We start from the raw sequence: 12,277 nt of genomic DNA, 5'->3' as shown, positions 1-12,277 counted from the left end.
GGCGGGTGGAGCCGCTCACGACCGACCTGCTACTCCGGGCTTACCGGATGGGCCTCTTTCCCATGGCCGACGATGCAGACGCGGAAGATATCTACTGGGTGGAACCTAAACTGAGGGGCATCATCCCCTTGGACAACTTCCACATTTCGCGCTCCCTTGCCCGGCTCATCCGGCGCGAGGCTTTCACTATTTCAACCAACACCGATTTTGGCGGTGTCATGGTTGCTTGTGCGAATCGGGAGAGCACCTGGATCAATGCCGAGATCCACCGGCTCTATCGGCAACTGCACCGCGAGGGCCACGCCCATTCACTGGAGGTATGGGAGGGCGATACACTGGTGGGCGGGGTCTACGGCGTGGCGCTCGGCGGATGCTTTTGCGGTGAGAGCATGTTCTCTCGCAGGCGCGACGCCTCGAAGGTGGCCCTGGCCTATCTGGTCGATCACCTCAACCGCTGTGGTTTCCAGCTCTTTGACACACAGTTTATCACGTCTCATCTGGCCAGCCTCGGGGCCATCGAGATACCGCGCGAGGATTACCGCAAACGGCTCGCCCGCGCGCGGAAACTTGACTGCGATTTCAGGAGCATAACCGAAGTTCCCAGCGGTCATTCGGTGGTGCAGCGCAATACCCAGATGTCATAGCGCTGGTGGTCCATCGCGTTCAGCGCAGGCGCCGAAGCCAGCATCCAACCGGCAAAAAGCGGCGCCTCGGCCCCGTCGTCCTCGATCACGAGATAAGCCGTGGCCCGCGCCGGGGTGCCCTCAGGGTAGCGACAATCCGACAGGGTGATCTGGAGATGCCCGTAGCGCGTGGTCTCGCCGATGGAAACCTCGAGGTCGGAAGTCACGCTGGACAGCTTGTCGAGCCCGCGCAAAACCGCACCATTGCCTTCCAGCACCGCCTGGGCCGAGGCGGCGCCCGCGAAAAGCAATGCGATCGCAAGAGTTTGCAACGCCGCCTTCATTCGTCGGATCCGGAGACGAACTTGGACAGCAGCCCGATCAGGCTGATGGCGCCCTGCGTGTCGAGGATCTCGCCACCGGCTTCGAGGTTGAACGGCGAGCCGCCCGGAATGATCTCGATGAAGTTCCCACCCAACAGCCCCTCCGAAGAAATCGCGGCAGAGCTGTCTTCCGGCAGCACGATGCCCTCGGAAATAGCGAACGTCGCCTCTGCGCGGAAAGTTTCTGCGTTCAGATCAAGCCCCCGCACCGATCCGATCTTGACGCCTGCAAGGCGCACATCCGTGCCCACTGAAATGCCCTCGGCAGAGCGAAAGCTTGCCTGAAGCGGGTAGCTGGCACCGGAGCTGCCGCCCGCATCCGTCAGCCCCGAGGCATACCACAGGAATCCCCCGGCCGCAGCCAGCACGCAGGCGCCCACGATAGCTTCGGTCGTATTCTCAGACATGCTGCCTCCAGGCCCTCAGGTCTGCCCTATTCCGGGCTCCAGGCCTCGTAGTCCTGGCGCTCCGCTGGTTGCGCACGACGGATCGAACCGGCCGGCGCATAGGCCAAAGGTGTCCCCGTCATGTTTTCCAGATGAGGCTTTTCCCATGCCTTGTGGGGCAGCGGGCGGTCCGTCGGCGGTTCCTTGAAGGTCTTGTGCAGCCAGCCGTGCCAGTCGGGGCTGATCCGCGACGCTTCGACCTCACCATTGAAGATGACCCAACGCTTGCTGTCATCGGCGTTGCGGTAAAAGATGTTGCCCGCGTCGTCCTCGCCCACCTTGGTGCCCTTGCGCATGGTAAAGAGCTGTGTGCCCAGGGTAGAGCCGTTCCACCATGTGACGGCCCGCAGGAGAGTGTTCATGATGCCCATCGGCTCGGCTCCTCTTGGTCTCGCCTGATATGCCTCAGCGCGGCGGAAAGGTCTAGAGTTTCGAAGAAATCACACCTGTGTTGAAGCCACCCATCCGCAGCTCGCCGAAGAGCCGCTGATATTCCATCTTCGGGCAAAGGTTCTGGATCACGGTCACGCCACGATCTTCGGCCATGGCGGCAGCCTCGGCGTTCTCTACGCCGATCTGCATCCAGACGGTCTTGAGCTCGGGAAAGGCCCCAAGCGCTTCCTCCACGATGGGGGGCACGGCCTCGGAGCGGCGGAAGATATCAACCATGTCCACTTTTGCGTCTATGGAGGAGAGGTCGGGCATGATGGTTTCACCGAACAGCATCTTGCCCGCATGGCCGGGATTTACCGGTATCACGCGGAACCCCTTGAGCGAGAGGTAACGGGCCACGTAGTAGCTCGGGCGCACCTGGTTCATTGAAACACCGACGCAGGCAATCACCTTGGTTTCGGTCAGAATGCGGCGCAGGAGGGAATCGGGGTATCTCATCGGCGCGGCCTGCCAGATAAAAAAGCGCCCGGACCAAAGGGCCCGAGCGCCAGTCGCGGAACGAGGGACAGTGAAGTGAAACGCTGGTGTTCCGAACCAACGCTCATGGTTATCGAGGTAGTCACGAGAAAGCTCTTTCCAAGAGGATGTAATATACCTGTGAACGTGAGGTTAACGACCGTGAGAACGCCCGGGCCAGTCTGCCCGCTCGACAAACAGCGTCAAAACTATTTTTTCAACGGCTTAGGCCAGTTTGCGTCAGCGGCCGTGACGTGGCCCTTTACGTCCTTCTCCCAGATGTTGCGCACGCTCTTGGAGAAGTTGAGATAAAGCTTCCCATCATGGATCGTGAAGGCCGATGGATCGGTGGGCGCAACGTAGCCCTGAGAAGCGGCATAGGCGCAATAGCCCCCGTACTGCGGCGCATACCGCTGAGGGTTGCGCTCAAAGGCGTCGCGGTTCTGCGCGCTTGCAAACCGCCACGTGGCACCCATCCACATCAACTGGTGCGCCGCCTTGCCCTCCACCGGCCTGCCTTCGGAAAAATAAGCCACAGGGTCATAGCCCTGAATGGCCAGCGAGGATGTGGCAAAGATGGGGGGCTCGCCCGCCGCGGCAGGCAGGGCGAAGGCCGCAAGGGCCGTGGCGAGCAGCAGGCGACGGGTCAGCATGGGATCCTCCTCGATGATGCTCAGAGGATGGAGCGGCACCCGGCCTTTTGGCCAGCCCCTTCGCGCAAAGGTGAACTTATGAAAACTTTCGCGCCGCCGCGTAGAGAGAGACAGCTGCCGCATTGGAGACATTGAGCGAGCCAAACTCGCCTGCGAACGGTATTTTTACGAGGTGATCGCAAGTGTCCCGCGTGCGCTCGCGCAGCCCCGGCCCTTCCGCACCAAGCACCAAGCCGATAGCCGTGCCCTCGGGCAGCGCATCCAGCGCTGGCTCAAGCGCCGCTTCCGCCTCTCCGGCCAATCCGAAGAGGATGAAACCCGCAGCCTGCAACTCCGCCATGGCGTCGGCGAGGTTGCGGACGCGCAGGTAAGGCTGACGCTCCAGCGCGCCCGAGGCTGTTTTTGCCAGGGCGCCGGTTTCGGGTGCGGAATGGCGGGCGGGTGCGACGACCGCACGGGCACCAAACACCTCGGCGGAGCGAAGGATGGCCCCCACGTTGTGCGGGTCGGTCACCCGGTCCAGCAGCACGGCGAGCGGACGGCCAGGCCCGGCCACGCAACGGCTCTCCACGCTGCCCCACTCCAGCGGCTTCACTTCAAGCGCGGCCCCCTGGTGGACCGACCCGGGATCCAGCGGCACCGGAAACTTGCGCGGATCGGCGATTTCCGGCTCGATTCCGGCCTCGGTCCAGCAGGCCTCGCCCAGCCGGTCCGCAGCATTGCGCGTCAGAACGAGCCGCAGCTTCACGCGCTGCGGATTGGCCAGAGCATCGCGCACCGCATGCAGCCCGAAGAGCCAAAGCGTCTCGGCCGCACTCGCCCGCTTTGCGCGTTCCTTATCCACCACCCAGGCCGGTTTTTTCGCCACTTTGATTTGCCTCCTGCTGTCGCGCTCCTGCATGAGGATGCAGCGAGAAAATCGCAAGGTTTTTCGCCTTGACGGGCCGGGATGGGCTTTGTATTCCGCTCCGGCGTCGGGCGACGAGCTGCAAGGTGCGGCAGCGGACTGTAACTCCGCCGGGGAGACCCATGCCTGGTTCGATTCCAGGGTCGCCCACCATTCCCCCCCTTAGGTGAGAGACTACAGCGGCAGCAGTCGGCTGTGGGCCGAAGGTGGTGGGGTACACCCTGCGCGGAAATGGGCCCAAGAATCTGAACGGGCGCACGAGGTGCATCCCAAATCCATGATGGGATACGAGACGCCCATGCTGTTTAAATCCAGGAAGCCAAGGTCGCGTTGGAGGCCCAGCGCGGAGCGAACAAACTCGAGGGGCTTGCCACCGGGCGACCGGCACCGGAAGCCGACTCCATGAACACGCCCTCCAAAGTGGTTTTTGCTTAAGCTCCCGGCATGCGGACCCCGGTCAGCCCTTGGCACCCTGCCCCCGGGCGTAGACATCCTCGTAGCGGACAATGTCATCCTCGCCGACGTAAGAGCCGGTCTGAACCTCGATCAGCACCATCGACACCTTTCCGGGGTTCTCCATCCGGTATCTGCAGCCCAGCGGCACGTAGATGGACTCGTTCTCCGTCACGAGGCGCACCTCGCCATCAATCGTCACTTTCGCGGTGCCCTCTACAACGATCCAATGCTCGGAGCGATGAAAGTGGCTCTGCAAAGACAAGGTGGCGCCCGGGTGAACGTGGATGCGTTTGACCTGAAAACGCTCACCGACCGCGAGGCTTTCGAACCAGCCCCATGGCCGGTGGTCCTTGGGAAAGGTCGTGGCCTGCGGGGCCTGTTTTTGCTTGAGAGCGGCGACGGCGAGCTTCACGTCTTGCGCACGGGAGCTGTCGGCCACGAGGACCGCGTCGTTCATGGCGATAGCCATGACATTCTTCAAGCCGATCCCCACCAACTCGAGCTGTTCGCTGTCCGAGCGCAACAGCGTGTTGGCGCAATCAATTGCCGTCGCACCGCCACGCGCAACCACGCCGCGGGCGTCCGGATCGGTCTCCCGCCAGATCGCATCCCACCCGCCCAGGTCCGACCACGCGCCGGAAAAGGGGACCACGGAAAGATTCTGCGCCTTTTCCATCACGGCGTAGTCGATCGAAATATCCTCGACAGCGGCCCAAGGACCGGGTGCGAGACGAAGGAAGCCAAGGTCTGGCACGGCCTGATCGACGGCAGTGCGCACCGGGGCCATGAGCGCGGGGGCATGGGCCTCGACCGCAGCGACCATGTCCGCTGCCCGGAACAGGAAGATGCCCGCGTTCCAGAGGAAGTTTCCCTGCCTCAACATCTCTTCGGCCCGGCCCACATCGGGCTTCTCGACGAACTGCTTGAGGGCTATGGGCGCTGCTTCCGACCCGGGCACGGCGCTCAGTTCCAGGTATCCGTAGGCGGTTTCGGCAAGCGTGGGCTTTATGCCCAGCGTGACCATCCGCCCGTCATCCAGCGCAGTGATACCTGCACGGATGGTCTCCACAAAGGCTTTGGTGTCGGGGATGAGGTGATCGGAGGGCGCAACAAGCAAGACGGCTTCAGGGTCTTCGTCCATCGCGTGCAGGGCTGCCGCCAGAACGGCGGGTGCCGTATTGCGTGGCTCTGGCTCAATCAGAATCGCCCCCGGCTCGATACCCGCTTCCAGAAGTTGCTCCGTCACAATAAACCGGAAGTCGGAACCGGTGAGCACGACCGGCGGCGCAAACTCCGGGCCGTTCAACCGCCGCGCAGACCGCTGGAACAGGGTTTCACCCTCGAGAATCGCCGAGAACTGCTTGGGATAGGACTTCCGCGACAACGGCCACAGCCGGGTGCCAGATCCTCCGCAGAGGATGACCGGGATGATTTTCACTTCAGGCCTCCGACGGGTGGTTTCTGTGCGTCATGCATAGCGGTCGCGGCGCTCCCATGACAGCGGCCTCCACCCGGTTTGGGCAATTTCCGAACTGGCCCCGGTTCCGGCGCTCACATGTGCAAGACGGTGGAAGCTTGTCTGCCGTTGATCGGAAGGGATTGAGGTCACATGCGCCCGGCCGGAGGTGCCGTCGCCGCCCAACTTCAGCCCGGCGAACCCCGCAACCTACTGACTTTTCAGAAGCAATTGGGGCAGAGCGTCAAAGGCGCCCCGCCCCGATCTAGGCTGCCAGTGGCTTACGTCAGCTCTGAAACGAGCGTTCGATCTTGTCGAGCGTCTCCATCGCCGAAAGCGTCTGCGCGACCGATCCATTGGGCTCACGCCCCTCGCGGATGGCGGCAAAGAACTCGCGGTCGATCAGCTCGATACCGTTGTTCGACACCGCCACATCGCTGAGGTCGATCTGCTTTTCATTGCCGTCGTAGAGGTCATCGTAGCGAGCAATGTAAGTGCCGTTGTCGCAGATGTAGCGGAAGAAGGTGCCGAGCGGTCCGTCGTTATTGAACGACAGCGAGAGAGTGCAGATGGCTCCGGAAGGCACCTTCATGCCGATGGACATGTCCATCGCGATGCCCAGCTCGGGGTGGTGCGGGCCCTGCAGGCCGAAGGCCTCCGAGCAAGCCTCGCCGGTCTGGTACTGGAACAGGTCCACCGTGTGGCAGGCGTGGTGCCAGAGCAGGTGATCCGTCCAACTCCTTGGCTCGCCCTTGGCGTTCATGTTGGAGCGGCGGAAGAAATAGGTTTGAACATCCATCTGTTGGATCTTGAGCTCACCCGCCTCGATCTTGTTGTGGATCCACTGGTGGCTCGGGTTGAAGCGGCGGACCTGCCCGGCCATGGCCACGACACCCGTTTCCTTCTGCTTTTCCACAAGCGCCTGCGCACCCTCGATGGAGTCGGCCATCGGGATTTCGATGAGCACGTGCTTGCCAGCTTCCATGCAGGCAATGCCCTGCTCGACATGCACCTGCGTCGGCGTGGCCAGGATCACCGCATCTACGTCATCGCGGGCGATGCACTCTTCGAGAGTGTCGGCGGCATGGGGGATGCCCCGCTCCGCCGCAAGCGCCTCGATCTTGGCCTTGGTTGGCCCCATGACGGATGTAACCTCTACATCGTCAACCGCTGCCAGAGCGTCCAGATGTTTGATCCCGAAGGCCCCGTAGGCCCCCGCTACACATACGCGCATTGTTTTTCCTTCCGCTGAAATTAAGCGTGATTTTCCAAGATGATATGGCCCACGGCGGTGTTCGACGCAGGCACGTGATAGTGCCGATGCACCTCTGTCACCTTCTCGTCGAGCGCCCCGCGCATCACCAGCCACATCACCATCTCGATCCCCTCGGAGCCCGTCTCACGCAGGTATTCGAGATGGGTGATGTTGGCCGCCGCTTCGGGGTCGGTTGCCATGTAATCCAGAAAGCGTTTGTCCCACTCAGGGTTGATCAATCCGGCCCGTTCGGCCTGAAGCTGGTGGCTCATGCCGCCGGTGCCGAAGATCATCACATTGAGATCCTCGGGGTAGCTGTCGATGGCGCGGCGGATCGCCTTGCCGAGGTTGTAGCAGCGCCGCCCGGTGGGCGCCGGATATTGCACCACGTTCACCGCCAGCGGCACCACGAGGCAGGGCCATTCGTCATCGACCCCATGCTCACCGAACATGACAGACATCGGCACCGTCAGCCCGTGATCCACCTCCATCTCGTTCATGATTGTCAGATCGAACTCGTCAAGGATGACGCTCTGGGCAATGTGGCTGGCAAGTTTCTGGTGCCCCTTGACCACCGGCACCGGGCGCGGGCCCCAGCCCTCGTCGGCGGGGGTAAACTCCGCCGCGCAGCCAAGCGCGAAGGTCGGAATGCAGGAGGCATCAAAGGCCGTGCAGTGATCGTTGTAGACAAGAAAGATCACGTCCGGCTTGTTTTCCTTCATCCACTCCCGGCTCTTGGTGAACCCGTCAAAAAGTGGCTTCCAATAGGGCTGCTCGGTGATACCGGTGTCCATTGCCACACCGATGGCGGGCACGTGGCTGCATCCCACGCCTGCGGTTATCCGCGCCATTATTTCTTCTCCCATTCCGATTTGCTGCGGTTGCCCTCGATGGGCCTGCCGCCATGGAGCATCATGTCGCGGTATTCATCGCGGCTGACGCCCGTCATCATCGCGGCCAGATCCTGAAAGGTGATCCCGTCAAAGGCCGCGAGCTTGCTGGTGTAGTAAATGTTGCCGCCCAGCTCGAGCAGCCGGTTCCAGGCGCGGTCGCGGATGGCCTGCTTCTGGTCTTCCGTCATAGGGAAGCGGCTCATGTAGTCTTCCGGGTCGGCCTTCATCGCATCCCGCGCCTTCTGCGTTCTCAGTGAGATGCAGAACTGGTTGAGATGATAGCCTTCCCGCGAGCGGTCGGCATCGAAGACGAACGTCCCTGGAATGTCGTCGTAGTCTTTCTCGTCTCTCATGGCGTCCTCCCTATTCGGCGGCACGTGTTTTGGCGGCACGGGGTGTGCCAGCCATGGCTTCGCTGATCCTGTCGGCGCGACCGGCGTAATTCTCAGGACCTGAGCCGAGATCCAGCTCCGCCTCGCCCACGCGCTGTTGCCACTCCACGATGGCGCGAGACATGTCGGGGGGCAATCCGAGCTCGGCCACGGTCTGCGCCACTTCGCGCATCTCCGCCGCCCGGCGCAAACCGTGGGTGGCGACGCGCTCCATGTTGTAAGCCGCCCGCTCGGGCCAGTTCCAGCCCGGCATGGATGCGTCGAGCGACGCGAGCACCGCCTCATCCACGCCCACACGGCGGGCAGCGAGACAGCACTCGAGCGTCAGCGCCTCGATCCCCTTGATCATGATCGAGCGAACCATCTTGGTGGCGCTCGCAACCCCAACATCCGAACCTGCGATTTGAGCCGACATATCAAGCGCGTGCAGCCACTCCAGCGCAGCTTCGGCGTGCGGGCCGGAGAGCAGAAGAGGCGTGCGGTGAAGCCCGGGGTAAACCGGCGCCATGACCGCTACATCCACATAGCGGATGCCCTTGGCTTCCAACGCCTCGGCGCTTCTGCGTTTTGCTCCGGGCGAGCATGAGTTGCAGTCGAAAAAGAGGGTGCCGGGCGCAAGGGCGACGGTTGCATCCAGCGCGGCCACTTCGGCCTGATCTGCGGTGACCAACGAAAACACCACAGCCGCTGCGCCAGGTCTCTCAAGGCCAGTAACGCCATGACGCGCATAGGCTGCGCGTTGCTCATCCGCATGGGAACGTGAATTTGTTTTGATATCAAAAGCGGAGATATCGACAGGCACGCCGGCGCGCTTCCAGCCAGCCGCAAAGGCTTGACCCGCCTCGCCGAAGCCCAGGCACATGATCGGCATATTGTTTGAAACGCGTTCTGTATCAGACATTTGCGCCCGTTCCTCCTGTCGTAGAGATCTCTATCAATTTTCACCGGACTCCAAAAATCGAAAGGCGGGTCGAGCCATTCAATTATTGGATAGAGCGCCGCAAACCTCGCGCAAGCGCTCCAGAATCCGGCCCTGGGCAGGGGTCGGATGCCATGTCTTGCGGAAGGTCAGGCCGATCGTCCGCTCGTTGCCTTCAAGCGGGATCGGAAGAGTCGTGAGCACACCAAGGTCTTCCTCGAGATCAATTTGACGGCGCGACATGATGGTGAGGTAGGGGCCGCGCATCATGAGGCCGCGCACGAGGACGAGGGAAGATGAGACGATCTTCACCGGCGTTCCCGGGAGACTGTCGATCTTCAACGTATCGAAGAGGTAGGAGCCAGCCGGAGTTGCCTTCGGCGGTGCGATCCACGGGTATTCCAGCGCATCCGAGAGCGTGAGGTTCTGGCGGCCCGCAAGCGGATGACCCTGCCCCGCAACGACTGAAAGCGGATCGTCGAAGAGCGGCTCTTGCTCCACGTCATCTGCGGGCGCAGGAAAACGCAGGGCGCCGATCATGAAGTCGACCTCGCCAAATCGGAGGGCGCGGAGCAGATCGAAGTAGGGGCCTTCGACAGTGCGGATCTGCGGAGCGCCCGGCGAGGCGGTGATGACGTCATCGAACACCTGCGGCAGGATCGACGACCGCGCCAGCGGCATGGCGCCAACCACGATGGTGGTCGCCTCCTGCCCCTGAGCCTCGGCGATCTCGAATACCGCCTGACGCAGCTCGGCGGCGGCGAGCCGGACCTGGCGGGCCAGCACCTCGCCCGGCAAGGTCAGGCTGACGCCGCGACGGTTGGACTCGAACAGGCGAATGCCCGCGAGCCGCTGCAGATCTTTCGCGGCCCGGTGAACGGAGGGCTGCGACACGCCCAGCGCTCTCGCGGCCTGCGAGTAGTTTCCGGCACTGGCCATGGCCAGAAGCGTGCGGAGATGAACCGGGGTGAGTGCGCCGTGAAAGCCCTTGCGGGCCGCACCCGACTCGGCGGATTTCTCATCGCGGGTCGCTCGCCGCACTGCCTCTGCGGCGCCGTCCCGGAGCAGGTCGATCATGCGCTCGGCCCGCGCGCGAAAGAGCTCTCCCGCACCGGTGCAATACATCCCGTCCGGGCGCCGGTCAAACAGCTTTACATCAAGGTTTTTCTCTATCTTTGCAATAGCATGCGTCACGGCTGGCTGGCTGAGATTCACCACGTCGGCAGCCAGAGCTACGCGCTTCAGCCGCGCAGTTTCAACCACGGCCTGAAGGTGACGGATGTTCGGAAACTCCATGGGTGTGCAGACACTCAAAGGATGCGAGCTTTGGCTTCTCTATAGCAAAAATCAATCAACGCCGCCAAGGTTGGAATTTCCGCCCGCGTCCGCGCACGGGTTAAACCCGTCGCAAGGCGTGGCAATCTTTCGCTGCGCGCAAGGAGGATAGCGACCCATGAGTGACAAGAAGACAGCGCTGGTCATCAGCGCCCATTCCGCCGATTTCGTCTGGCGCGCAGGCGGCGCCATCGCCCTGCACCAGTCCAAGGGCTACGAGGTTACCGTGGTTTGCTTGAGCTATGGTGAACGCGGCGAGAGCGCGAAGCTCTGGAAGCAGGAAGGCATGACGCTGGAGAAGGTGAAGGCCGCCCGGCAGGAAGAGGCCGAGAACGCCGCCGCCGCGCTTGGCGTGAACGACATCCGCTTTCTCGACCGGGGCGACTATCCGCTCGATCTGGGCCGCGAGACGCTGGAGCAGATGGTGGACATCATCCGCGAAGTGCAGCCCAAGTTTATGTTTTCGCACTCGAAATGGGACCCCTACAACACCGACCACATGCGCACGACCGATTTTGCGCTGGAGGCGCGGATGGTGGCGCAGGCGTGGGGCCACAACCCCGGCCAGAAGGTGCTGGGCGCGCCGCAGCTTTACCTGTTCGAGCCGCATCAGACCGAGCAGATGGAATGGCGGCCCAACGTGTTTCTCGACATCACCCCGGTGTGGGACAAGAAATGGGCCGCGATCCAGTGCATGCAGGGGCAGGAGCACCTGTGGCACTTCTACGAGAATGTGGCCGAAAACCGGGGCAACCACTTCCGCCGGAATTCGGGGGGCCAGTCGGGCGGGCGCGATTGCCGCTATGCAGAGGGCTTCCAGTCGATCTTCCCGCGCACGGTGGATGAACTGGAATGAGCTATCAGCCGGGCACCACGGGCGTTGTCGTCCAGAATATCGAGCGGGCTGACCCCCAAGTCATTGACGGGCTTTCAGAATGTGGGGTGGCCACGGTGCATGAGGCGCAGGGCCGCAAGGGCCTGCTGGCCGCTTACATGCGCCCGATCTACACCGGCGCACGGGTGGCGGGCTCTGCCGTGACCATCCTCGCTCCGCCCTGCGACAACTGGATGATCCACGTTGCCATCGAGCAGATCAAGCCGGGCGATATCCTGTGCCTCGGCACCATCACCTCCTCCAACGCGGGCTATTTCGGCGACCTTCTGGCCACTTCGGCGCAGACGCGGGGCTGCCGGGGGCTGGTGATCGACGCCGGCGTGCGCGACATCAAGGACCTGACAGAAATGGGTTTTCCGGTCTGGTCGAAGGCGGTTTTCGCGCAAGGCACCATCAAGGAGACGCTGGGCTCGGTCAATGTGCCGGTGGTCTGCGCCGACGAATTGGTCAACGCGGGCGACGTGCTGGTGGCCGATGATGACGGTGTGGTGGTGGTGCGCCGGGAAGAGGCCGCCGAGGTGTTGGAGAAGGCCCGCGCCCGCGAGGCCAACGAAGCGTCCAAACGTGCCCGCTTCGAGGCCGGAGAATTGGGGCTCGACATCTACAACATGCGCGAACGGCTGGAGAAGGCCGGATTGAAATATGTTTGAGGAAATTCTGCTGCAATGCAGAAAGGTATCTTAGCACCTCAGCACAATTGATGCACAACCCATGCACAACCCATGCATATCGCAAGTGCAGCACATTAACGGAAG

The 12,277-nt window shown here is 62.5% G+C and carries 14 protein-coding genes, 1 tRNA gene and 2 pseudogenes; 5 read left to right on the top strand and 12 right to left on the bottom strand.

The genetic code is table 11. The annotated features are described in order from the left end of the window. The first annotated feature begins 5 nt into the window (after positions 1-5). Positions 6-644, top strand: a complete 639-nt coding sequence (gene aat / locus DYI42_RS02375; protein ID WP_342344593.1) for a leucyl/phenylalanyl-tRNA--protein transferase — start codon at positions 6-8, stop codon at positions 642-644. Here aat and DYI42_RS02370 read toward each other — a convergent pair. Next, positions 608-967, bottom strand: a complete 360-nt coding sequence (locus DYI42_RS02370; protein ID WP_213544308.1) for a DUF2155 domain-containing protein — start codon at positions 965-967, stop codon at positions 608-610. The two genes, aat and DYI42_RS02370, sit on opposite strands and share 37 nt — an antisense overlap. Here DYI42_RS02370 and DYI42_RS24720 point away from each other — a divergent pair. After that, positions 934-1,080, top strand: a pseudogene (locus DYI42_RS24720) (hypothetical protein); the annotation flags it as partial. The gene DYI42_RS02370 and the pseudogene DYI42_RS24720 overlap by 34 nt on opposite strands. On the opposite strand, the pseudogene mlaD reads toward DYI42_RS24720, so the two are convergent. From mlaD to rlmB, 5 genes and pseudogenes are all read right to left on the bottom strand, one after another. Beyond that, a pseudogene (mlaD, locus tag DYI42_RS02365) lies at positions 1,039-1,413 on the bottom strand (outer membrane lipid asymmetry maintenance protein MlaD); the annotation flags it as partial. The pseudogenes DYI42_RS24720 and mlaD overlap by 42 nt on opposite strands. A 26-nt stretch (positions 1,414-1,439) precedes the next feature. Further along, positions 1,440-1,823, bottom strand: a complete 384-nt coding sequence (locus DYI42_RS02360; protein ID WP_213544306.1) for an NADH:ubiquinone oxidoreductase subunit NDUFA12 — start codon at positions 1,821-1,823, stop codon at positions 1,440-1,442. Positions 1,824-1,875: 52 nt separating this feature from the next. Continuing rightward, the gene (locus tag DYI42_RS02355; RefSeq protein ID WP_213544305.1) at positions 1,876-2,343 is read right to left on the bottom strand and encodes a CoA-binding protein; all 468 of its coding nucleotides are present in this window, start codon (positions 2,341-2,343) and stop codon (positions 1,876-1,878) included. A 227-nt stretch (positions 2,344-2,570) separates the two neighbouring features. Next, positions 2,571-3,014 (bottom strand): YHS domain-containing (seleno)protein, encoded by a 444-nt coding sequence (locus tag DYI42_RS02350; RefSeq protein ID WP_213544304.1) that lies wholly within the window; start codon positions 3,012-3,014, stop codon positions 2,571-2,573. Between the two features lie 76 nt (positions 3,015-3,090). Beyond that, entirely contained in the window at positions 3,091-3,915 is an 825-nt protein-coding gene (gene rlmB, locus DYI42_RS02345; protein ID WP_213544303.1) for a 23S rRNA (guanosine(2251)-2'-O)-methyltransferase RlmB, read from the bottom strand. A gap of 75 nt (positions 3,916-3,990) precedes the next feature. On the opposite strand from rlmB, the gene DYI42_RS02340 reads away from it, so the two are divergent. Then, positions 3,991-4,074 (top strand) — tRNA-Tyr (locus tag DYI42_RS02340). 304 nt (positions 4,075-4,378) lie between these two features. On the opposite strand, the gene DYI42_RS02335 is transcribed toward DYI42_RS02340, so the two are convergent. The 6 genes from DYI42_RS02335 to DYI42_RS02310 form a co-directional block, all read right to left on the bottom strand. Beyond that, positions 4,379-5,815, bottom strand: a complete 1,437-nt coding sequence (locus tag DYI42_RS02335; protein WP_213544302.1) for a mannose-1-phosphate guanylyltransferase/mannose-6-phosphate isomerase — start codon at positions 5,813-5,815, stop codon at positions 4,379-4,381. Between the two features lie 304 nt (positions 5,816-6,119). Continuing rightward, entirely contained in the window at positions 6,120-7,067 is a 948-nt protein-coding gene (locus tag DYI42_RS02330; RefSeq protein ID WP_213544301.1) for a Gfo/Idh/MocA family oxidoreductase, read from the bottom strand. Positions 7,068-7,087: 20 nt separating this feature from the next. Beyond that, complete coding sequence (locus DYI42_RS02325; RefSeq protein ID WP_213544300.1) at positions 7,088-7,939, bottom strand: class III extradiol dioxygenase subunit beta; 852 nt, start codon at positions 7,937-7,939, stop codon at positions 7,088-7,090. After that, entirely contained in the window at positions 7,939-8,334 is a 396-nt protein-coding gene (gene ligA / locus DYI42_RS02320) for a protocatechuate 4,5-dioxygenase subunit alpha (protein ID WP_213544299.1), read from the bottom strand. Before ligA ends, DYI42_RS02325 begins: the two co-directional genes overlap by 1 nt. A gap of 10 nt (positions 8,335-8,344) precedes the next feature. Continuing rightward, positions 8,345-9,235: an NAD(P)-dependent oxidoreductase gene (locus tag DYI42_RS02315; protein ID WP_244867433.1), complete on the bottom strand. Its 891-nt coding sequence runs from the start codon at positions 9,233-9,235 to the stop codon at positions 8,345-8,347. Between the two features lie 117 nt (positions 9,236-9,352). Then, entirely contained in the window at positions 9,353-10,588 is a 1,236-nt protein-coding gene (locus tag DYI42_RS02310) for a LysR family transcriptional regulator (protein WP_213544297.1), read from the bottom strand. Positions 10,589-10,745: 157 nt separating this feature from the next. Here DYI42_RS02310 and DYI42_RS02305 point away from each other — a divergent pair, with 157 nt between their 5' ends. Together DYI42_RS02305 and ligK are read left to right on the top strand one after the other, a co-directional pair. Continuing rightward, the gene (locus DYI42_RS02305) at positions 10,746-11,483 is read left to right on the top strand and encodes a PIG-L deacetylase family protein (protein WP_213544296.1); all 738 of its coding nucleotides are present in this window, start codon (positions 10,746-10,748) and stop codon (positions 11,481-11,483) included. Next, positions 11,480-12,172 (top strand): 4-carboxy-4-hydroxy-2-oxoadipate aldolase/oxaloacetate decarboxylase, encoded by a 693-nt coding sequence (gene ligK / locus DYI42_RS02300; protein ID WP_213544295.1) that lies wholly within the window; start codon positions 11,480-11,482, stop codon positions 12,170-12,172. Before DYI42_RS02305 ends, ligK begins: the two co-directional genes overlap by 4 nt. The last annotated feature ends 105 nt before the right edge of the window (positions 12,173-12,277 follow it).

The sequence above is a fragment of the Vannielia litorea genome (assembly GCF_018424695.1).
GTDB lineage: Bacteria > Pseudomonadota > Alphaproteobacteria > Rhodobacterales > Rhodobacteraceae > Vannielia > Vannielia litorea_A.
This window is presented reverse-complemented; position numbering and strand designations above follow the sequence as displayed.